This window comes from Vibrio sp. Isolate24 (genome assembly GCF_022398215.1).
Classification (GTDB): Bacteria; Pseudomonadota; Gammaproteobacteria; order Enterobacterales; family Vibrionaceae; genus Vibrio; species Vibrio coralliilyticus_A.
The window spans coordinates 75,475-97,904 of record NZ_JAKEUU010000003.1 but is presented as its reverse complement, the minus strand read 5'-3'; the positions used below and the strand labels follow the sequence as shown (position 1 = coordinate 97,904).

The following is a 22,430-nucleotide window of genomic DNA, read 5'->3' as shown; positions in this document are numbered from 1 at the left end:
GCTCAAGGCTCCCGTTATGATTAATTATCTTCTTTTCTACTGAATTCTGACGCTTGATCCTCGTCGTCGTCTCGACTTTCAATCACACCGTGGGTTTCTTTCCACTTTTCCCAGCGTTCAAAGGCTAATTCTTGCATATCGGTTGCGCGATCCGCTTCATCGACAATTTCTTCTCCCACTAAGTGCTCGAAGATGTCTTCCAAGGTCAGAATACCTTGCACTGTACCATATTCATCAACCACCATCGCGAGCTGGAGACGCTTAGCCATCATCTGCTCGAATGCTTTAGGCAGAGACAAGTTATTTAGTAACACATGGACAGGACGCATTACCGCCCCCAGTTGTTTTTCACCACAGCCTGCTTGTTGGAGTTTGAAGAGTTCTAAGCGATGTGCAAATCCAATGATGTTATCTTTTGATTGGCTATACACCAGCGGGCGTGAAAAAGGCGTTTCTTTATATTCAGAAAGAAACTCATTGATGCTCATTTCAGCATCGACGCGGAATACTACTGGCCGTGGTGTCATTACCTGAGTGACTGGCACATTTTGGATACCCAGTAAGTTGTTAAGGATTTTGGTTTCGCCTTCAGCAAACTCACCACTTTCTTTCGCTAGGATGGCCATCGCCGATAACTCGTCGCGCATTTTTGGGGCTTCGTGGCCACGTGCGAGACGTTTAGTAATCTGCTCTGAAAACCACACAAATGGGGTTAATGCCCAAACCATCCATCGCAATATCACTGCCGCTAGAGGGGCAAGCTGTCGCCAGTAGGTCGCCCCAATCGTTTTCGGCACAATTTCAGATAGCACCAGAATACCCAGTGTCAGGACACCAGAGAACACGCCTAGCCACTCACTGCCGAATACAACAGCTGCTTGAGCACCAGCGCTGGCCGCACCAATAGTGTGAGCAATTGTGTTCAGGGTTAGAATCGACGCCAATGGGCGGTCTATATCTGCTTTGAGCTTAGAGAGTTTGTTGGCCGCAGGGTGTCCCTGCTGACGCAATTGAGCCAAATAGCTCGGGGTAATACTCAAAAGAACCGCTTCCAAAACGGAGCAGATAAAGGATACGCCAATCGCAACAGAGACGTATATGGTTAGCAGTAACATAAGTGTCCTATATAGGTTATACCAGCACCAAATTTTGCAATGCACTCATCAAAATTATCAATCATGAAATGAGCCATTATGCCTGGGCATTATTGGTGTGAGTATTTTATATTCGCTTCAAGCCCCACAATATCAGGCTTCGTGGACCATCAGCGCTTTATAAATAAGGTTAATTATGATGAAAAACAAGCCTTCTCATAGGAGAGGAAGGTAACAAATTGTGAGTTAATACTCATATTATGGTTAAAAGTACGTCATGAAAGCTAAAGATCGCTTACAAACCTTTGCCAGATGGGGCATTTATGCTTTAGAGTGAGTTGAATTCGATAACATATGAGAAGGGAAACCTAATGAACAAGACCCAATTAATCGACTTTATCGCAGAGAAAGCAGATCTATCTAAAGCACAAGCTAAGGCTGCTCTTGAAGCAACTCTTGATGGTGTGACTGATGCACTTAAAGAGGGTGACCAAGTTCAACTAATTGGTTTTGGTACATTCAAAGTAAACCACCGCGCGGCTCGCACTGGTCGTAACCCAAAAACGGGTGCTGAGATCCAAATCGCTGCTGCAAACGTTCCTGCATTTGTTTCAGGTAAAGCTCTGAAAGACGCAGTGAAATAATTTATAATGCGCCAAGGTAGTCTTCTGTCTTGGCGCATCACTGTCTCATGAAAAAATATTTATTCTCTTTACTAATCATCTCTTCTATTGTTGGTTGTTCTTCCAACGCCCCTCGACCTAACTTAGACCAATTCGCATATTATACGGGTGGAAAGAGTATGGGTGATGCGACAAGTTTATATTGGTATACCGAAAAGCAAGCTTCTCCAAGCACTGCAGCAGACTATGTCACTGCTGGAGATTACGGGTGGTACAAGACAGACTATCGCTGGATTGAAGGTGAACTTCGAGAGCTGATTCGTGAAGGTGAGCAATTAAAAGGGGAGCAAGGACTGGTGTCGTACCGAGTTCATGTTCGCTTTAACAAAGAGGGTGAAGCGGTTTACCAGCAATATCGTTTGGATGGAAAAGTTTTTCCTGTGAAACCTGCTGAACTGGAACGTTATAAGAGTGACGCCGAGTCTGTTACCAGTGTAACGAAAGAACAAGATAAAAAAGGTCAAGAACTGATCCAAGGTTACTGGGATGGTACAACCTTTGAAACTTGCTCGGGGCAAAGTTATTCTCGACTTGAGTTTAATCAGACTTTGCCTTCTTTTGTAGTGAATCGTTTGGCGGGTGTTGATAACTATGTCGCATTCTTAGGCTCAACCCGAACCAATCGGGTGACGGTTGAAGACCTATTGATGTTAGCAGATGAAGACCATTCTTGTATCGAGAGGCCAAGTTTGCTTTCGGATTAAGCTACTCAACAAATAAAAGGCGCTTTTAAAGCGCCTTTTTTGATTCTGAGAGGTTATTCGCTTTTTTCGCGCTCTATCGCTCTGTAACCAATGTCATTACGATAGAACATACCATTCCAACTGACTTGCTTAGCTAGCGCGTACGCTTGCTGCTGAGCGTCTGAGACGCTATTGCCGAGAGCCGTTGCACATAGAACACGACCGCCATTCGTCACAATGTCGCCAGCTTCGTTGTTTGCAGTGCCGGCGTGGAAGATCTTCTGACCTTCGACTTCGGTAGCCGGTAGGGAAATCACATCACCTTTTGCGTAGTCTGCTGGATAGCCCCCTGCGGCTAGAACCACACCGATAGACGCACGTGGATCCCATTTAGACTCGGCTTCATCAAGCTTTTCGTCGATAGCCATCAGACAAAGCTCAACAAGGTCAGATTCCATACGCATCATAATAGGCTGCGTTTCTGGATCGCCAAAGCGGCAGTTGTACTCGATGACTTTCGGTGTACCGTCTTTGTCGATCATAAGACCAGCGTAAAGGAAACCAGTATAAGGGTGACCTTCTGCATCCATGCCACGCACGGTTGGGTAGATAACTTCTTCAAGGATACGTTCGTGGATCTCTGGGGTTACCACTGGTGCTGGGGAGTAAGCACCCATGCCGCCAGTGTTAGGGCCAGTGTCTTTATCGCCCACACGCTTGTGATCTTGACTGGTGGCCATTGGCAGAACGCTCTGACCGTCTACCATTACGATGAAACTGGCTTCTTCACCGTCGAGGAACTCTTCGATTACCACACGGCTACCGGCTTCACCAAACGCGTTGCCAGCCAGCATATCTTTGATTGCGTCTTCCGCTTCTTCAAGCGTCATCGCAACAATAACCCCTTTACCTGCAGCAAGACCGTCTGCTTTTACAACAATAGGAGCACCTTGCTCACGAACGTAAGCCAGAGCTGGTTCAATTTCAGTGAAGTTAGCGTACCCAGCCGTCGGAATGTTATGACGCGCAAGGAAATCTTTGGTGAACGCTTTAGATCCTTCTAGCTGCGCAGCGGCTTGAGTAGGACCAAAGATAGGTAGTCCCGCTTCACGGAAAGCATCAACGACACCAATAACAAGTGGCGCTTCTGGGCCAACAATCGTCAGCTCGATTTTCTTCTCTTTGGCGAATGCAACCAGATCAGAGATTGCTTCAACACCAATGTTTACGTTTTCTAGCTTTGGCTCAAGCGCTGTGCCTGCGTTACCAGGCGCAACGAAAACGGTCTCAACGTTCGGGTTTTGTGCTGCTTTCCAACCAAGTGCGTGCTCACGACCGCCGGCACCAATAATAAGTACATTCATTTTATTTATCCTTTGATAGCTGCGCCATATTGTTAATCTCTGCGTCGAGCTTGCTCATTTATAGTTATAAACTCCGCGAGCTCTCCTTGACCTTATCAATATGGCTTTGCTCTAAAATGAAAATTCCTGAAACTAAGAGTATTTCAAATTAGCTAAATTAAATAAGTTTTGCTCAAAGTAGTTGGTGTGTACGCCATTCAACTATTCGAGGTCTCTTTAAATCAGTGGGAGCGCTAACAAGGCGACAAGCGAGCTTATCCCTATGAGCATAGCTCGCTATGTGATTAGGGTAAGCGAGCGTAGTCAACGCAGTTACCGCCCCAATGATGACAAGAGAATTAGTGGCGGAAGTGACGCATGCCCGTAAAGATCATCGCCATGCCGTGTTCGTCCGCTGCAGCAATAACTTCGTCGTCACGCATAGAACCACCTGGTTGGATAACACACTTGATGCCCGCTTCTGCCGCCGCGTCGATGCCGTCACGGAATGGGAAGAATGCATCTGATGCCATCACACAGCCTTCAACTTGTAGGCCTTCGTCTGCAGCCTTAATACCTGCTATTTTCGCTGAGTAAACGCGGCTCATTTGGCCTGCGCCCACACCGATTGTCATGTCACCTTTTGAGTAAACGATCGCGTTTGATTTCACGTACTTCGCTACTTTCCAGCAGAATAGGGCATCTTTTAGCTCTTCTTCTGTTGGTTGACGCTTAGAAACTACTTTTAGGTCGTCTAGGCTTACCATACCTTGATCGCGGTCTTGAACGAGTAGACCGCCATTCACGCGTTTCACGTCAAAGCCCGTCGTCTTAGTTGTCCATTCGCCACACTCAAGCAGACGCACGTTCTTCTTCGCCGCAACTACTTCAATCGCGCCAGCAGAAACAGAAGGTGCGATGATTACTTCAACGAATTGACGCTCAACAATCGCAGATGCTGTTTCAGCATCTAGCTCTTGGTTGAAGGCAATGATACCGCCGAATGCAGATGTTGGGTCAGTTTGGTAAGCGCGGTTGTAAGCTTCTAGAATGTCTTTACCTAGAGCCACACCACATGGATTCGCGTGCTTTACGATCACACATGCTGGCTCGTTGAACTCTTTCACACACTCAAGCGCTGCGTCCGTGTCTGCGATGTTGTTGTAAGAAAGGGCTTTACCTTGGATTTGGCGAGCAGTAGAAACCGAAGCTTCTTCAGGGTTTGCTTCAACGTAGAAAGCTGCTGCTTGGTGACTGTTCTCACCATAGCGCATGTCTTGCTTCTTCTTGAATTGCTGGTTGAAAGTACGTGGGAATTTAGACTCTTCATCACCTTCTTTGTTCTCACCGTAAGATGGAACCATAGTGCCGAAGTAGTTTGCGATCATGCCATCATAAGACGCGGTGTGCTCGAATGCCGCGATAGCGAGGTCGAAGCGCGTTTCTAGCGTAAGAGACGTTTCGTTTGCGTCCATTTCTGAGATCACGCGGTCGTAATCGTGAGCGTTCACAACGATAGTCACGTCTTTGTGGTTTTTCGCTGCAGAACGGACCATTGTTGGGCCACCGATGTCGATGTTCTCTACCGCATCAGCTAGGGCACAGCCTTCTTTAGCAACGGTTTCTGCGAATGGATATAGGTTTACAACAACCATATCGATAGGGTTGATGCCGTGTTTTTCCATCACGTCATCATCTTGGCCACGACGGCCCAAAACACCACCATGAACCTTTGGATGTAGCGTTTTCACGCGTCCGTCCATCATTTCCGGGAAACCCGTATAATCGGATACTTCAGTAACGTTAATGCCTTGCTCAGCAAGTAAGCGGGCTGTACCACCAGTGGATAGGATATCGACACCGCGCTCAGCAAGCGCTTGGGCAAACTCAACAATACCGGTTTTGTCTGATACGCTGATAAGGGCGCGGCGAATTGGACGAGCGTTGTTCATGCTTCCATCTTCCTCAAAGTCATGGAGTTAAACTAAAGATATTTGCCAAAAATGAACTTGTTTTTATCTCGTAGGGATAAAATATTGGCCAGTTTTGGTAAAGACCTTTTTGCCAGTCGAGACTGGGCAGGTATTAGACTCTAAACTTGATGGCGCACATTCTAACTAATTTATTACAAAAAAGCTCGCGCAATCGTTTGGCATCTCAAAAATAATTATGAAAACCGTGCTTTTTAACTTAAAAAGTAACAAGATAGTTAATAAGGAAAGTTATGTTCCATATTGGAGAACTGGCAAAGCGTTGTGGTGTGACCACCGATACTTTGCGCTTCTATGAGAAAAATGAACTGATCCGCCCCATGGGGCGCAGTGAATCGGGTTATCGTCTTTATAACGAAGAAAATCAGAAACAGGTCGGTTTTATCCTAAAAGCCAAAGACCTAGGGCTAAGTCTGGAAGAAATTCGTGAGCTGCTAGAGATAAAGCTAGAAGCCACCGAGCACAGTTGTGCCGAAGTAAAAGCCATCACCTCGGCAAAGCTCGAAGTGATTGATGAAAAAATTGCAGAGCTAAACCGCATTCGCCAAGCATTGAAGAAAATCAACGATGCGTGTTGTGGTCATGTTGATGATGATGCCAGTCACTGTTCGATTTTAGGTGCGCTGGGAAATGAAGAGCATGAACAATCGTGTTGTTCTGAAGATTAACCCGCCTGACGAATTCGAGCTTGGGTAGCCGATTGCACCTTCATATCGGGCAAACTACTGTGGTAAAGCGTAACCTGATTACGACCTGTTTGTTTTGAGTAGTACATGGCTTTATCCGCTTGGATTAGCAGCTGTTTGACATTTTGGATGTCAGGTGTGCTTTCCGCAATGCCGATGCTTACAGTTGGGTGAATAATATGTTCATCGACATAGCAGGGGGTACTCTCGATGGATTGACGAATGCGTTCAGCGATGTCGTAAGCTTTTATCGCATTGATATTAGACAGCACGACACCGAACTCTTCTCCTCCTAATCGCCCAATATAATCACTACCACGGATTTGTTGCTGGCAAATTTTCGCCACATGTGTGATGACTTCATCTCCTGAGAGGTGGCCCACCTGATCGTTAATCTCTTTAAAGTGGTCAATATCAATCATCAAACACGATAGCCTATGCTGTGTGTCTTTGCTGCTAGTCAGCTCACTTTCTAGTGCTTCTAAGAAGGCTCGTCGGTTGAAGATACCCGTGAGTTCATCGGTTTCTGAAAGTCGCTTCAGTTCTTCTTGGCGGTGGTAAGTACTGGTGATGTCGCGTTCTTGCCACAGCACATATTGAGCTCCATCCACGATACACAGAGGTTTGATCGTCGCTTCAAACCACATTTCATCTCGCCCATTTAAATTGTCCAGTTCATTAATGGAGAAGTGCAGACACTCGATAGGGCTAACACTGTACTGCACAATCAGCGGCTTTGCTGATGCTGTTACCGTTTGTATATAGCTGAACAATTGATCGGCTTTATCGTGCGGAAGGAGGTCATGGAGTGTTCTGTTGGTATAGCCACTTTTTTCGAGGCGAACAGAATGGAACGTTCCCCCAAAACCCTCGATAAAGCGCCCCGATTGATCCAAAACGAAAAGTCGGTCAGGAAGTTCATTAAGAATCTGGCTCAGCCATGCTTCCCTTTGCTTATCAAGCATATATATTTATCCAACAATAGGTGAACACCGCATTATATCTAGACAGGTAGTGATGACAATCGTGAGAGATCACAGTTTGCTTACTATTCGCTCAATTATAGGATGTGAAAGTGAGACGTAATATGCGCTTGGTTTGTACGCTTTAGCCTTAAAATCAGTGGACTAGCTGAGCTGGAGAGCCAAATAATTACTATGAAATGAAGTGAATAAATGGCAAGCGATGATAAAGAGAAAAGCCGAATCCCTGAGGAATCGGCTTTCTTAGAAAAACTCGTCAGAACGATTAGTTCATGCCGTATTTTTTAAGTTTCTTGCGAAGAGTACCGCGGTTAATACCCATCATAGTTGCTGCGCGAGTTTGGTTACCGCGAGTGTATTGCATAATGGTATCTAGTAGTGGCTGTTCAACTTCAGCTAGAACTAATTCGTATAGTTCTGTGACTTCTTGGCCGTTTAGTTGAGCCAAGTAGTTTTTAAGAGACGCTTTAACAGAGTCACGTAATGGTTTCTGAGTAATTTGGTCCTGTGACGTTACTGTCGTTACTGTTAATGCTTCTGAAGTCAGATTTTGTTCGAACATATTCGGTCTAGCTCTTCTCTTAATTATGATGCAACGTTTACCTATTGTATCTAAAGCGTTCGCTTCAAATAGTTAGGCTTTATCAAAATACGCTTCTAACGCTTCAAGTTGCAGCTCTGCTGCCTCAATCGCGTTGAAGGTACGGCGAAACTCACTTGCTTGCTCATGCTCTTTTAGGTACCAACCTACGTGCTTACGCGCGATTCGTGGCCCTAAGTACTCCCCATAAAAATCGTGGAGCGCATTCACATGACCCAGCAGAATGTCTTTCACTTCCGTGGACGGAAGGTCAGGCATCGTGGTGCCGTTTTCCAAAAAGTGTTGGATTTCCTGGAAAATCCATGGACGACCTTGGGCGGGACGTCCAATCATCAGAGCGTCTGCACCGGTGTACTCCAGTACGCGCTTGGCTTTTTCTGGGCTATCGATATCACCGTTTGCAATAACCGGTATCGAAATTGCCTGCTTGACTGCTCTGATGCTGTCATATTCTGCCTCACCTTTGTACATACAGGCTTTTGTCCTGCCATGCAGAGCAAGCGCTTGTATGCCGCAGTCTTCGGCTAATTTAGCGATTTGGACACAGTTTTTATTATCTGGGTCCCAGCCTGTTCGGGTTTTGAGTGTCACTGGGACATCGACTGCATTGACTACCGCTTTAAGGATACCTTCGATGATATCTGGAAAGCGAAGCAGTGCAGAACCGGCAAGCTTCTTATTCACTTTTTTTGCTGGGCAGCCCATGTTGATATCGATGATTTGCGCACCGTTCTCAACGCTAAACTGAGCAGCGTCGGCCATCAGTTGTGGATCCGCACCCGCAATCTGTACAGAGCGAATGCCCGATTCACCTTCATGCACCATGCGTTGCTTGGACTTAGACGTTTTCCATAGCTTTGGGTTTGAGGACATCATTTCACTGACGGCCATCCCAGCACCATAGCGGAGGCATAACTCTCGAAACGGTCTATCGGTCACTCCCGCCATCGGGGCGACGATGAGATTATTCTTAAGTTGATGATTTCCGATTTTCAAAACGTCTTCACAGCTTAGTACCAGCAAGGGCGCGCATTTTACGCATTTTTTTCCGCTGTGAAAAGACTAATATTTGAGCATTTACAAATTGTTTTTGTAAATTGTATGAATTTCAAACAATTAGCCCTGAAAGTCTTGTCTAGCCTTGCTTGCAGCCCGAGATTCGACACCACTCACTTTGTTCCTTGATAGGATCAATGTGAAGCTCATCACGGTAATAGTTAGCCACATCTTCTGCTTGTGTATCCAGCACGCCAGACATTGCCAACTGGCCGTTCGGTTTGACTAGAGACTTGATAATCGGCGACAACTCACGAAGTGGACCAGCAAGGATGTTCGCGACGACGACGTCAGCGATCAGGCCCTCTGGTTGATCTTGTGGTAGGAAAACTTCGAGCTTATCGGCAACGCCATTGCGTTCGGCGTTGTCTTTTGAAGCGATGAGAGCCTGAGGATCAATATCGATCCCGATGACCTTTTCAGCACCAAGCTTGATCGCAGCGATCGCTAAGATGCCAGAGCCACAACCAAAATCGATCACGGTTTTACCCGATAGGTCTAGCCCTTCCAGCCACTCCAGGCACAGCGCAGTAGTTGGATGAGTGCCAGTACCAAATGCGAGACCAGGGTCTAACATCACGTTGACCGCATCCGGCTCTGGGACATCTCGCCAGCTTGGGCAGATCCATAAACGCTCACCAAACTTCATTGGGTGGAAGTTGTCCATCCACTCTCGTTCCCAGTCTTTGTCTTCCAACTGCTCCACTTTGTAAGCAAAGCCTTCTGGTAGCAAGTTACTGTTTTTGGTCTGTTCAATAATAAACTGGGTATCTGCTTCAGCATCGTACAAAGCGAGAATATCGGTATCACCCCATAAACGAGTTTCCCCCGGCAATGGTTCAAATACTGGCGTATCCTGCGCGTCTAAGAAGGTTACAGACAGTGCTCCTGTTTCTTCCATTAGCATGTCGCCGATTTGCTCAGCGTTGTCGTTGGTCGCATTGAGTTTGATTTGAATCCAAGGCATGGGTATGTGCTCGTCTAGATAGTTAGATTTAAATTTGCGCAGAGTGTAGCAGAACTCGGGAGAGTATTTGAGCCCAGACTGCACTGAAAACAAAAATGCTCACCGAAGTGAGCATTTGTATCGTGTCAGTAATCGAATTACTGCAGACCGAGTTTCTTCTCTAGGTAGTGGATGTTCGCACCACCATGTTGGAAGTTTTCGTCGTTCATGATGCTTTCTTGCAGCGGAACGTTGGTCTTGATGCCTTCGATGATCATCTCACCGAGTGCGTTCTTCATGCGAGCAATGGCAACATCACGGTTTTCACCGAATGTGATCAGCTTACCGACCATTGAGTCATAGTGCGGTGGCACTGTGTAGCCCGTGTAGATGTGCGACTCCCAACGAACACCCATACCGCCTGGTGCGTGGAAGCGCTCAATCTTACCTGGTGAAGGTAGGAAACGCTCAGGGTCTTCTGCGTTGATACGACACTCAATCGCATGGCCGCGGATCTTGATGTCATCCTGAGTGAATGACAAAGGCTGCCCTGCTGCAACACGAAGCTGCTCTTTGATTAGGTCAACGCCCGTCACCATTTCTGTTACTGGGTGCTCTACCTGAATACGTGTGTTCATTTCGATGAAGTAGAATTCGCCGTTCTCGTAAAGGAACTCGAAAGTACCTGCACCACGGTAACCGATTTCCAAACAAGCACGCGTACAACGTTCACCAATGTACTTACGCATTTCTGCTGTGATACCCGGAGCAGGCGCTTCTTCAACCACTTTCTGGTGACGACGCTGCATAGAACAGTCACGTTCACCTAGGTGGATAGCACCGCCTTGACCATCAGCAATCACCTGTACTTCAACGTGACGTGGGTTTTCTAGGAATTTCTCCATGTAAACCATGTCGTTGTTGAACGCTGCTTTTGCTTCAGCACGGGTCATAGCGATAGCTTCTACCAGCTCAGCTTCAGAGCGAACCACGCGCATACCACGACCACCACCACCACCAGAGGCTTTGATAATGACTGGGTAGCCAATACGCTTCGCGTGAGCTTTGTTTTTCACTTCATCATTGTCAAGTGGGCCATCAGAGCCCGGTACACAAGGCACACCTGCTTTTTTCATCGCAGTGATGGCGGATACTTTGTCACCCATGATGCGAATGGTTTCTGCCTTTGGACCGACAAAAATAAAGCCGCTACGCTCAACTTGCTCAGCAAAGTCAGCGTTCTCAGATAGAAATCCGTAACCTGGGTGGATAGCGACTGCACCTGTTACTTCTGCTGCTGAAATAATGCGTGGAATGTTTAGGTAGCTATCGATACCGCGAGCTGGACCGATACAGATTGCTTCATCAGCAAGAAGTACGTGTTTCAAATCACGGTCTGCTGTTGAGTGTACGGCAACGGTTTTGATGCCTAATTCTTTACATGCGCGAAGAATACGAAGCGCAATTTCGCCTCGGTTCGCGATGACTAATTTATCTAACATAAGAGACAGCCTCTATTATTCGATAACAACAAGTGGTTGGTCGAATTCAACTGGCTGACCATCGTCAACTAGGATTGCAGTAACTACACCAGATTTGTCTGCTTCGATTTGGTTCATCATCTTCATTGCTTCAACGATACATAGAGTTTCGCCAGCTGTTACTGATTGACCTACTTCGATGAATGCTTTCGCGTCTGGGCTTGGAGCACGGTAGAAAGTACCGACCATTGGAGAAAGAACTTGATGACCCGCTGGTACTGCTGCTTCTGCCGCTGGAGCAGGTGCTGCTGCCGGTGCCGCCGCAGGAGCTGCTGGTGCCGCTGCAACTGGTGCTGGTGCATATTGAATTGGAGCTGGTGCCGCTGAACCGTTACGGCTGATTCGTACCGACTCTTCACCTTCAGAGATTTCTAGCTCAGCAATGCCAGATTCTTCAACTAACTCGATAAGCTTTTTGATTTTACGGATATCCATCTTTTCTTTCTCTTTTATCTTGTGAATAAGACAGCTCTAGTGAGCTGCAGAGTGTGTTCATTTACTGTGATAGTAATAAGCTACTGTGCCTGCAATGTGTTTACGGCAGCAGACAAAGCGAATTCGTAACCTTGTGCACCTAGACCGCAAATCACACCTTGCGCCTTATCAGATAGATAAGAGTGATGGCGGAAAGACTCGCGTGCGTGCACGTTAGATAAATGTACTTCAATAAATGGGATTGAGACGCCGAGTAGGGCATCCCGCAGCGCAACACTGGTGTGGGTAAATGCAGCTGGATTGATGATGATGAAGTCAACTTGTCCAAAGGATTCGTGGATCTTCTCAATCAATTCATATTCGCGATTTGATTGCAGATGCTCTAGCTCAACGCCAGCTTTGTGGGCTTGCTCAGTCAAAGTGTCGATAATCTGTGGTAAGGTCTGAGAACCATAATGACCCGGCTCGCGTAGACCTAACAGGTTTAAATTTGGACCATTTAAGACAAGAATGCGTGATTTAGCTGTCATTGTGCTGCCATCTTCCTACTTCATGATATGAAATGGAATCTTCCCATGATATTGCTGACTCAGCGTAATTATATTGTAAAAATTTACGCTAGATCTTTAAAATAGACCCAGATTATAGCTAATTCAGTACATTTAGCAGCAATTTACTGGTCTAATCTCCTGTGGTGAAGACAAAAAACTGCTACTAAGGTAACAAATTTGACCGCTTTACCTTGGACTTTAGGTCGCTAGATATGTTCCAACCAATAAAAAAGCCGCCACAAATGTGACGGCTTAGTCTTATTTTATTATTTCTACGCAAGTTCTGCTTTTTCGGCGATTAACTTATCAACAACGCTTGGATCAGCCAGTGTTGAGGTGTCACCTAAGTTGCTGGTATCACCAGTGGCTATCTTGCGTAGGATACGACGCATGATTTTACCGGAGCGAGTTTTCGGCAGTGAGTCAGTCCAGTGCAGCACGTCCGGCGTAGCGATTGGTCCAATTTCTTTACGTACCCAGTCCTTCACTTCTTTGTGCAGCTCTGCTGATGGGAACTCACCATCATTAAGTGTAACGTAAGCGTAAATGGCTTGACCTTTGATGTCATGTGGGATGCCGACAATTGCTGCTTCTGCAATCTTATCGTGGGCAACCAAAGCCGATTCAATTTCTGCGGTCCCCATACGGTGACCGGAGACGTTGAGTACGTCATCAACACGGCCTGTGATCCAGTAGTAGCCATCTTCGTCACGACGAGCACCATCACTGGTGAAGTACATGCCTTTGAACGTAGAGAAGTACGTTTGCTCAAAGCGCTCATGGTCGCCGTAAACGGTACGCATTTGGCCTGGCCATGAATCAAGGATAACTAAGTTACCTTCAGCTGCGGTCTCTTCAATGATGTGACCCATGTTATCGACTAACGCAGGTTGTACGCCAAAGAATGGACGAGTGGCCGAGCCAGGTTTTAGTGCCGTAGCGCCTGGTAGTGGAGTGATGAGGATGCCACCGGTTTCGGTTTGCCACCAAGTATCGACAATCGGAGATTTCTCATTACCAATCGTCTTGTAGTACCACTCCCACGCTTCTGGGTTAATCGGCTCACCCACAGAGCCCATGATGCGTAGGCTGTCACGAGTAGTGCCATCTACCGCTTCATTGCCTTTTGCCATCAACGCGCGAATCGCGGTTGGCGCAGTGTAAAGAATATTGACTTGGTGCTTATCAACGACTTCACTCATACGGTTGGTGTTCGGGTAGTTTGGTACCCCTTCGAACAGAATGGTTTTTGCACCATTAGCTAGAGGGCCGTAGATAAGGTAAGTGTGGCCGGTTATCCAACCTACGTCAGCGGTACACCAGAAGGTTTCACCTGGTTGATAGTCGAAGACATATTTGAAAGTCATGGTGGCGTAAACTAGGTAACCGCCTGTGGTGTGAAGGACACCTTTAGGTTTACCGGTTGAACCTGATGTGTAGAGGATGAAAAGTGGATCTTCCGCTTTCATCTCTTCTGGTGGGCAATCATCTGAAACAGATGACGTTGCTTCATGCCACCAAACATCACGATGCTCATGCCAGTCAATATCACCACCAGTGCGCTTCAGCACTAGTACTTTATCGATCGTTTTCACTTCTGGGTTGGTCAATGCTTCATCGACGTTCTTTTTCAGCGGAACCGCTCGACCACCGCGCACGCCTTCATCGGCTGTGACAACGACTTTGGCGTCTGAGTCAATGATACGTCCCGATAGTGCTTCTGGAGAGAAACCACCGAAAACAACCGTGTGGACTGCACCGATACGAGTACAAGCTAGCATAGCAACAGCCGCTTCAGGTACCATTGGCATGTAAAGACACACGACGTCGCCTTTACGTACACCTTGCTCTTTTAGAGCGTTAGAGAAACGGCACACTTCTTTGTGCAGTTCGTTGAATGTCAGTGTTTTATCGTCTGCTGGGTCATCACCTTCCCAGATGATTGCTACATCGTCACCGCGCTCAGCTAGGTGGCGGTCAATACAGTTGGCAGAGACGTTGAGCGTACCATCTTCAAACCAGCGAATATCGACATGGCCTGTGTCAAATGACGTGTTTTTTACTTTGGTGAAGGGTTTGATCCAATCAACAATCTTACCGTGCTCACTCCAGAATCCTTCTGGGTCAGAGACAGACTGTTGGTACATGGCGAGGTAGGTGTCATTATCCGCATGGGTATTTGTTTTGATATTGTCCTTTACCGGATAAATATGGGCTTCACTCATTGTTTCTCTCCTTGAGCTTAATTCTGCTCGAATCAAGCAAGTGCTCGTTTAAAACGTTTTCACGTTTGTCGAAAATCCCTATATCTATCACTTTCTAGCACCTAGCTTGATTCGACAATTAGACTTTAGGATGAGAGAGCGGATTCTGCTTATTAATGACGCTGTTATGTTTGATTTTGCGATTTGGATCGACGGAATGATTAGCGAGTGTAGGGGAAATTCAAACTGGGTAGATCTCCCTTAGTGAGGCGAACAAACACTAAAGCAGCAGATATAGCGTCTTGCAAAGCGTCGTGCTTACTCTGCATCGGTAAATCGAGATGCTTGCAAATGGCTTCTAGACTCAGATCGAAATAGGCGTTAGGTAAGTGTTTCTCCAGTTTGTCGTGGTAAATCTGACTGACCTCAATCAAAGGGTTGGGAAGAGGGAACCCTAGTTGACGTTTGCAAGCTAAGTCTAGGATCTTCTTATCATAGCGAATGTGGTATCCCACCAGTGGTCGGTTGCCGACAAAAGCCAGTAACTGGGTCAGTGCCTGTTTTTCATCAATACCATCGGCCAGATCTGAATGGCGAATCTGATGGATCTTGACCGAATTAGAATCCAGCGATTGGGGAGCTCTTAATCTCACTTCGAAAGGTTGGCTGGTGATGATGCGGTTGTCGATGATTTTGGTCGCTGCTATGGTGACCAATTCGGCGCGCATTGGATCTAAGCTGGTGGTTTCACAATCGAGCGAAACATACTCACCCTTTTGGACTGAGGCAAACATGGGCTGATAAGGAGAGCCCTTCAATTTGTGATACCAGTAGCGGCGCTGAATCCAGTTCATTATTAGTCCCGAATTTGATAGTGGTAGCTAAGGAACTGTTTGAATTTTTTGACCACATGCAGGCTGTGGCGCAGTAAGTCACGTTCCGTGCGTTCAAGCAGTTTGAGGTTGATGCGGTTGTGGCTATGTTGATTCGCGACCTGTTGGCTAAGGCGGAGTTTGAAGAACAGCTTCAAAGCTTCATTGAGGTTATCCGCGGTTTCCGGCTCTAAGATGCGTTTGTTACGCAATGCTTCAATCCGGTCAAAGGTGTTGTTTTCTTCTAAGCCATATTCCAGCGCTAGGGTGCGAATCCCGTGAACGATTGGGAAAATACCGCCACTTTTCAGATCGACTCCTTGTTTGTCCGATTTGACGTTGCCAAACAGAGTCAGTGGCAGAGAGAACTGCAACGCGGGTCGAGTGAAGTCCTGTAGCGCCAGCATGTTATTCAGCATCAGCCCTTTGAGGTGTTGTCGCACAGGAGTGAGTAACGTCTTGTTGCCAGCGACAGCGTGAGCATCGGTGAAAATGGCCAGATCCATCACGTGCTCAGCAGAAGAAGGCTTAGACCAACGTGTTAATGTTGTCTGCCAGTCACACTGACTTTTCACCCATTTCGGGTTGTTGACCATCACATTACCTGGGCAAAGTGGGTAGCCTAGTTGTTGTAAAGTGTGGGTCAGTTGAGCCATAACTGTGTCGCACTGAGGCCAGTCCAATCCGTCTCTGATAATCAATGCATTGTCTTGGTCGGTTTTTAAGATCTGTTCCCCACGTCCTTCTGAGCCTAAAACGATCAGACAGCAATGATCGTGAAGGGCAGGAGGAACAATCAGTTCAAACGCTTTTTCGATAATTTGCTCGTTGACCGCAGAAATCAGCTCCATGATAAAACGGGTACGAATGCCGTTTCCTAGCAGGCTATCGACTAACTGACGTTGGCGATTGGATGCCAATGCCAGTTCTTCGATGCTGGATGCGCGGGCTATGCTCAAGGTTAATACATGAGAATGGGTAGAAAAGGCACTGAGAATCTGGGTCATATCCAGCATACCGACCGCTTCTTTACCGTCCGCCACCATGACCCGCTTCATACGCTGACGGGTCATCTTTATCATCGCGTTAAATAGAAAATCGCCATCGTCGACATGAACCACCGGAAAGGTTGCAATCGCGCTGACCTGAGTATCCAGCGGATGACCGTCAAGCATTACGGCATGCAGCATGTTGGTTCGGGTGACGATAGCGAAAGGCAGCTGATTTGGATTGTTGGTCAAGCGTGGGTCGTCGTCATGAAGCCTGACTAAAGCGGCATCAATTCCATTCTGCTTTAATACCTGAGTGACCTCATTAAGTGGCTGCTCAGGGCTAAGAATCATCGGAGGGTGATAGATATCGCGGTCAACTTTAGTGAGAATAAACTCGGCCAGATTCTGTTGTTGTTGGGCGGCTTCAATCAATTGCTGTCGTTTGGCGAGATTGTTATCGAAATAGGCCGCAAACTGGCCATTTTCGTTGTATAGCTCAAGAAAGACCGCTTTAGGTAGCAGATAGGTGAGCGTATCTTCCAGCGCAACGTAGTGATGGCGGACTTTACCTTCAAACAGCGCGCGTACATCAAATAAGTCATCATTGGCGTAATGGGCGAAGACTTCCTCTCCATTAGCACTGCGCTCCTCAACAGCGCCTTTAATCAGAATATGCAGGTGCTGGCTGTCCCCATCGGTTGTCAGCAACACTTCTTTATCTCGGTAGTATGCAACATCCAACGAGGCCCGTAGCTTGTTCTGCTGCCGTTCGTCGAGGCGATCGAACGGTGGAGAGTGCATGTTGAATTTATCTGGCATACCGGACCCGTGTGAGAAAAGAAACCATGCTTTAAGTGTGACAAGTTTCCTTTTAAGTGCCAGACGACTTTGGTCGAATTACTCTAATTTAGGATGGCTGTGCGGAAACAGATTGGTGAGTAATCTTCCCTTTTTATTCAGCAAGTAAGCAGAGATAATGCGGCATCCGCTCTCATATCGCATTCAGAGGTCATAATGCTCAATCCGTCTCCCTACGGCTGGATATCTCAATACTTTGTCGGATTCTTTTTTGCCTATGGTGTCTATTTGCCATTCTGGGCGTTGTGGTTTGAGGAACAGGGCGTTTCCGCCACGGATATCGGCTTATTAGTCGGCATTGGTTTTGCGACTCGCTGTGTCGCCAATATGGTACTAACGCCACGTATCCATAAAGTTGAGCACCTGATGCCCGCGCTGCGCTGGTTGAGCATTGCAGCCCTAATTTTTATCGGTTTTCACTTCTTTACCGGTGGTAGCTTTTGGTTGATGGCGGGTGCCACTGTGCTGTTTAACCTTTGCTGCGGGCCGATTGTGCCGCTCTCTGACGCGATGGCGAACTACTATGCGCGGCTTAAGATGCTCGACTATGGGCGTGCTCGACTGTGGGGATCTGTGGCCTTTATTGCAGGTTCGACTGTGGTCGGCTATCTGGTGGCCAAATTCGGCACTGATATGATTTTGTATACCGCGCTAGCGGGGGTATTTTTTGCCATTTTGGTCGGGATGCGTAACACCAATCCGATGCCTGTCACGACGGAAGAAGAGCAGGCAGAAAGACCGAAACTCACCGAGCTACTAAAGGAGCCTTCCGTCTTGAAGTTCCTCGCTCTGGCTGCTTTGATTCAGGGCAGTCATGCCGCTTACTATAGTTTTAGCTCAATATACTGGAAAGAAGCCGGGCATTCTGAAGATATAATCGGCTATTTATGGAGCTTAGGCGTGGTGGCGGAAGTGGCAGTTTTCGCCTTAAGTAAACGCCTGTTTGCCGGTTGGTCGTTACGTGCACTGTTCTTAGTTGCTGCGATTGGTGTCGCGGTTCGCTGGGGGTTGACCGCTTCGACAACGGTACTGATAGGGCTTGTCTTAATCCAATTACTCCATGGTGTGACGTTTGCCGTCGCACACATTGCTGCTATTCAATACATCCAGCATTCGGAGCCAAGAAAAATGGTCGCCCTTCAAGCACTGTACAATGCGATTCCGCTCGGTGCGTTTATCGCTCTGATGACCGCCTTGAGTGGCTGGGGGTATGAGAATTGGGGCGCGAACGTTTTTTGGGCGATGGCAGTGATGGGCATTCTGGCACTGTTTATTCGTGTTGAACCAAAACGTGAACGTGCCTCGGTTATCGACGTTAAAGCACAGAATTAAGCGGAACTGTTTGAGTTCAATTCGCTTCCTTAGTTAAATGAAACCTCTCCAATATGGAGAGGTTTTTGTTTGTATAAATAACGCAGCAGACTTCAATACGATAAGGAAATCAGATGCAAGGCTGGCTAGTGATCACCGTATCACTGATGTACCTCGGACTCCTCTTTTTCATTGCTTGGTATGGCGATAAGCAGCATCGTTGGCTAGCTCGCTGGCGGCCTTGGATCTACAGTTTGTCGATTGCGGTCTATTGTACTTCATGGACTTTCTACGGCACGGTGGGCCAAGCTAGTGACAATCCGTGGTCCTTCCTGCCGATTTATATTGCGCCGATACTGGTGTTTACTCTTGGTTGGCGTGTACTGGCACGTTTGGTGATCACTGCGAAACGAGAACACATCACATCGATTGCCGACTTTATCGCTGCTCGCTATGGTAAATCTCAAGGCCTGGCTGTGGTGGTTACATTGATAGCGGTTGCGGGGATCTTGCCTTACATCGCCTTACAGCTGCGTGGCATTACCATGGGGCTGGAGATCGTCTCTCCGGAATTACCGGAAGCATTTAACGCTCAGGGCATGGATGTATCTTGGTTTGTGGTTGGTGCATTGGCGATATTTACCATGTTGTTCGGTACGCGCCACATCGACAACACAGAGCACCATCGCGGAATGATGATGGCAATCGCATTTGAGTCGCTCGTCAAGCTGGTGGCATTCCTCGCCGTTGGGTGTTTCATCCTCTATCTGGCACTCAATCGCAGCGACATCGAACTGATGTCGATTGCCTCTGACACCTATCAGTCACCAAACCTGCCGACATTATTAATTCATACTGTGCTGACCATGATGGCGATTGTTTGTCTGCCGCGTCAGTTCCATACCATGGTAGTGGAAAACGAGCGCGCGCAGGACTTGCATACAGCGCGTTGGTTATTTCCTGTGTATCTGGTTTTGATGGGGATCTTTGTTCTGCCTATTGCTTGGGTAGGGCAGGGGCTACTGAGTAGTGCGAGCCCTGATACGTATGTAATTAGCTTACCGATGGCCGTAGGTGCACAGGATATTGCTTTGCTGGCTTTTCTCGGTGGGACGTCTGCCGCTAGCGGCATGGTTATTGTCTCGACCATTGCGTTAGCCATCATGGTGTCGAACGATTTGGTGATGCCGCTGTTGCTGCGCCGAATGAAGCTTGCTCAGCGAAACCACCGCCACTTTTCAGGCTTATTACTGGTTATTCGACGTGGTTTGATTCTATTGCTGTTACTTGGTGCATGGGGCTTCTATCAGGCACTGGGCAATATTCACTCTCTATCGGCAATTGGTTTTCTTTCATTTGCGGCGATTACACAGTTTGCTCCTGCTCTACTGGGGGGAATGTACTGGCGAAATGGTAACCGAAAAGGGGTCTATGTTGGCCTCGCGTTTGGTTTTGGCTTATGGCTTATTACCCTAATGAGTCAGACCGATATGCTGGCAGGCGATGCCAACAGTAACTTCCTTTTGTGGCTCGTGACACCGCCAGAGGTTTTGCAGGCAGCTGGTATTAAAGGTTCTGACTGGGGAATTGTCCTCAGCGTGACGGTCAATGCGCTGTGTTATGTAGTGGTCTCATTAATGACACGTTCAAGTTTGAGTGAGCGTTTGCAGTCGGCGTCTTTTGTCGGTACGCCAATGCCAGAAAGTGAGAACATCAGCCTCTATCAAAGCCGCGTGACGGTGGGAGAACTAGAAATGCTGGCATCGAGATTCGTGGGTCGGCAAAGGGTTCGAAACGCCTTTGAGCAATACTGGGTCCAACAACACGAAACTATGTTGCCAAATCAGCAGGCACCTGCCAGTTTAATCCGCCACACGGAGCGAGTGTTGGCTGGCGTCTTTGGCGCCTCTTCAGCAAAGTTGGTCCTGACCTCTGCCCTGCAAGGGCGCAACATGCAACTGGAAGAAGTTGCGACTATTGTTGACGAAGCCTCTGAATTGTATGACTTTAGCCGCGGGCTTCTCCAAGGGGCGATTGAGCATATTGGCCAAGGCATTGCGGTGGTTGATAAGCAGCTTCGCCTGGTGGCATGGAACCAACGATATCTGGAGCTGTTTGTTTTTCCTCAAGGGTTGATTCAGGTGGGCAGGCCGATCGCGGATGTGATTCGTCACAATGCTGAGCAGGGGCTATGTGGCCCCGGTGACCCAGAAGACCATGTCCGCCGTCGTATCTATCACCTTGAACAAGGCACTCGTCATACTTCTTCACGAGTTCGGCCTGATGGTCGGGTTATTGAAGTACAGGGCAACCCGATGCCCGGCGGTGGTTTTGTGATGAGTTTTACTGACATTACGGTGTTCCGTGATGCAGAGCAGGCACTGAAAGACGCTAACGAAAGTTTGGAAGAACGGGTGCATGAGCGGACTCAAGAGCTGGAGCAACTCAACAAACAGCTGGTCTCTGCCACTCAACGATCCGAGCATGAATCTCAATCGAAATCGCGCTTTCTTGCGGCGGTCAGTCATGATCTGATGCAACCGCTCAATGCCGCACGCTTATTTGCTTCATCATTGTCTGAGGTGGCACAAGAAGAGGAAACCAAGCGCCTCTCCAAGCATATTGAAAGCGCTTTGGAGGCCGCTGAAGATCTGATCGGTGACTTGCTTGATATCTCTCGGTTGGAATCTGGCAAGCTTGATATTAATGTGCATGGCTTTGCAATTAATGATGTTCTCTCAAATCTAAACGCTGAATTCAGTGCATTGGCAAAACAGCAGGGGATTGAGTTTGAGATGGTGCCAAGCCAGCTGATTGTTCAATCTGACCCGAAACTGCTGCGCAGGGTGGTGCAGAACTTCCTGACCAATGCTTTCCGTTACAATCCCAAAGGCAAGGTGGTGCTAGGGGTAAGGCGGGTAGGTCAACAGGCGAGGATTGAAGTGTGGGATAACGGCACCGGTATCGATGAAGACAAACAGCAGGAAATTTTTGAAGAGTTTACCCGCGGTAGTCAGGTGCGTTCGGATCAAGGGCTTGGACTTGGTTTAGCGATTTCGAAAGGCATCGCCCACGTGCTGGGTCATCAGATTGCCATGCGATCTTGGCCAGGTAAAGGTAGCGTGTTCTCAATTACGCTCAATCGTAGCAATGAAGCTTTGGTACAGCCGCAAGCAGCGCCTTCAGCTGCCGTCTCGGATCTTAGTCACCTTAATGTACTCTGTGTCGACAATGAGCCGGAAATCTTGGTCGGGATGGAAAACTTGCTGGCGCGCTGGGGATGTGATGTACGCACGGCGACTGACTTGGTAACGAGTTTGAAGTGTCTAGACGAAGAGTGGCTGCCTGATGTAATTCTCTCTGATTACCGCTTGGATAATGGTCGCACTGGGCTTGAAGTTTTACAGCAATGTCGACTGCGTTTAGGAGATAGTTTTAAAGGGGTGATCATCAGTGCGGATCGAACCAACGACATGATGGAGGGGATTAAATCTAACGGATTTAGCTTTATTCCTAAACCAGTCAAACCGCTCAAGCTCAGGGCAGTCCTCAATCGGGTGTAACTGAGAATAAAGGCTCGCAGCATTAACTCACATCGAG

General features: G+C 47.6%; 18 protein-coding genes. 5 read left to right on the top strand and 13 right to left on the bottom strand.

The features are described from left to right. Positions 1–20: 20 nt before the first annotated feature. Positions 21–1,115 (bottom strand): hemolysin family protein, encoded by a 1,095-nt coding sequence (locus L1D23_RS13180; protein WP_239866951.1) that lies wholly within the window; start codon positions 1,113–1,115, stop codon positions 21–23. Between the two features lie 350 nt (positions 1,116–1,465). On the opposite strand from L1D23_RS13180, the gene hupA reads away from it, so the two are divergent. Continuing rightward, positions 1,466–1,738: a nucleoid-associated protein HU-alpha gene (gene hupA / locus L1D23_RS13175; RefSeq protein WP_239838011.1), complete on the top strand. Its 273-nt coding sequence runs from the start codon at positions 1,466–1,468 to the stop codon at positions 1,736–1,738. 47 nt (positions 1,739–1,785) lie between these two features. After that, complete coding sequence (locus L1D23_RS13170; protein WP_239866950.1) at positions 1,786–2,481, top strand: DUF1481 domain-containing protein; 696 nt, start codon at positions 1,786–1,788, stop codon at positions 2,479–2,481. Between the two features lie 53 nt (positions 2,482–2,534). Here the strand turns inward: L1D23_RS13170 and purD are convergent, their stop codons facing one another. Next, positions 2,535–3,824, bottom strand: a complete 1,290-nt coding sequence (purD, locus tag L1D23_RS13165; RefSeq protein WP_239866949.1) for a phosphoribosylamine--glycine ligase — start codon at positions 3,822–3,824, stop codon at positions 2,535–2,537. A 338-nt stretch (positions 3,825–4,162) separates the two neighbouring features. Continuing rightward, positions 4,163–5,755, bottom strand: a complete 1,593-nt coding sequence (purH, locus tag L1D23_RS13160) for a bifunctional phosphoribosylaminoimidazolecarboxamide formyltransferase/IMP cyclohydrolase (protein ID WP_239866946.1) — start codon at positions 5,753–5,755, stop codon at positions 4,163–4,165. Between the two features lie 272 nt (positions 5,756–6,027). Between purH and zntR the strand changes: the two genes are divergently transcribed. Then, on the top strand, positions 6,028–6,462 hold the full coding sequence (zntR, locus tag L1D23_RS13155; protein WP_239866944.1) for a Zn(2+)-responsive transcriptional regulator: 435 nt from the start codon (positions 6,028–6,030) through the stop codon (positions 6,460–6,462). Here zntR and L1D23_RS13150 read toward each other — a convergent pair. The 10 genes from L1D23_RS13150 to L1D23_RS13105 all read right to left on the bottom strand — a co-directional run bounded on the left by L1D23_RS13150 (position 6,459) and on the right by L1D23_RS13105 (position 17,480). Beyond that, entirely contained in the window at positions 6,459–7,445 is a 987-nt protein-coding gene (locus L1D23_RS13150; protein ID WP_239866942.1) for a sensor domain-containing diguanylate cyclase, read from the bottom strand. The genes zntR and L1D23_RS13150 overlap by 4 nt on opposite strands. Before the next feature lie 283 nt (positions 7,446–7,728). Next, on the bottom strand, positions 7,729–8,025 hold the full coding sequence (gene fis / locus L1D23_RS13145; protein WP_000462885.1) for a DNA-binding transcriptional regulator Fis: 297 nt from the start codon (positions 8,023–8,025) through the stop codon (positions 7,729–7,731). 72 nt (positions 8,026–8,097) lie between these two features. Next, positions 8,098–9,060 carry a tRNA dihydrouridine synthase DusB gene (dusB, locus tag L1D23_RS13140; protein ID WP_239866940.1) on the bottom strand — a complete coding sequence of 321 codons (963 nt, stop codon included), beginning with the start codon at positions 9,058–9,060 and terminating at the stop codon, positions 8,098–8,100. Positions 9,061–9,199: 139 nt separating this feature from the next. Beyond that, positions 9,200–10,087 (bottom strand): 50S ribosomal protein L11 methyltransferase, encoded by an 888-nt coding sequence (gene prmA, locus L1D23_RS13135; protein ID WP_239866938.1) that lies wholly within the window; start codon positions 10,085–10,087, stop codon positions 9,200–9,202. A gap of 137 nt (positions 10,088–10,224) precedes the next feature. Continuing rightward, positions 10,225–11,568 carry an acetyl-CoA carboxylase biotin carboxylase subunit gene (accC, locus tag L1D23_RS13130; protein WP_239838026.1) on the bottom strand — a complete coding sequence of 448 codons (1,344 nt, stop codon included), beginning with the start codon at positions 11,566–11,568 and terminating at the stop codon, positions 10,225–10,227. Positions 11,569–11,583: 15 nt separating this feature from the next. Then, positions 11,584–12,042, bottom strand: a complete 459-nt coding sequence (gene accB / locus L1D23_RS13125; RefSeq protein ID WP_239866936.1) for an acetyl-CoA carboxylase biotin carboxyl carrier protein — start codon at positions 12,040–12,042, stop codon at positions 11,584–11,586. An 80-nt stretch (positions 12,043–12,122) separates the two neighbouring features. After that, positions 12,123–12,572 carry a type II 3-dehydroquinate dehydratase gene (aroQ, locus tag L1D23_RS13120; RefSeq protein WP_239866934.1) on the bottom strand — a complete coding sequence of 150 codons (450 nt, stop codon included), beginning with the start codon at positions 12,570–12,572 and terminating at the stop codon, positions 12,123–12,125. A 293-nt stretch (positions 12,573–12,865) separates the two neighbouring features. Next, positions 12,866–14,818, bottom strand: coding sequence for an acetate--CoA ligase (gene acs / locus L1D23_RS13115; protein WP_239866932.1), 1,953 nt, complete (start codon positions 14,816–14,818; stop codon positions 12,866–12,868). A gap of 200 nt (positions 14,819–15,018) precedes the next feature. Further along, complete coding sequence (locus L1D23_RS13110) at positions 15,019–15,651, bottom strand: 3'-5' exonuclease (RefSeq protein WP_239866930.1); 633 nt, start codon at positions 15,649–15,651, stop codon at positions 15,019–15,021. Between the two features lie 2 nt (positions 15,652–15,653). Next, complete coding sequence (locus L1D23_RS13105; RefSeq protein ID WP_239866928.1) at positions 15,654–17,480, bottom strand: DUF294 nucleotidyltransferase-like domain-containing protein; 1,827 nt, start codon at positions 17,478–17,480, stop codon at positions 15,654–15,656. 195 nt (positions 17,481–17,675) lie between these two features. Between L1D23_RS13105 and L1D23_RS13100 the strand changes: the two genes are divergently transcribed. Together L1D23_RS13100 and L1D23_RS13095 are read left to right on the top strand one after the other, a co-directional pair. Beyond that, positions 17,676–18,851: a 3-phenylpropionate MFS transporter gene (locus L1D23_RS13100; RefSeq protein ID WP_239866925.1), complete on the top strand. Its 1,176-nt coding sequence runs from the start codon at positions 17,676–17,678 to the stop codon at positions 18,849–18,851. A gap of 113 nt (positions 18,852–18,964) precedes the next feature. Next, on the top strand, positions 18,965–22,393 hold the full coding sequence (locus tag L1D23_RS13095) for a PAS domain-containing hybrid sensor histidine kinase/response regulator (RefSeq protein WP_239866922.1): 3,429 nt from the start codon (positions 18,965–18,967) through the stop codon (positions 22,391–22,393). The last annotated feature ends 37 nt before the right edge of the window (positions 22,394–22,430 follow it).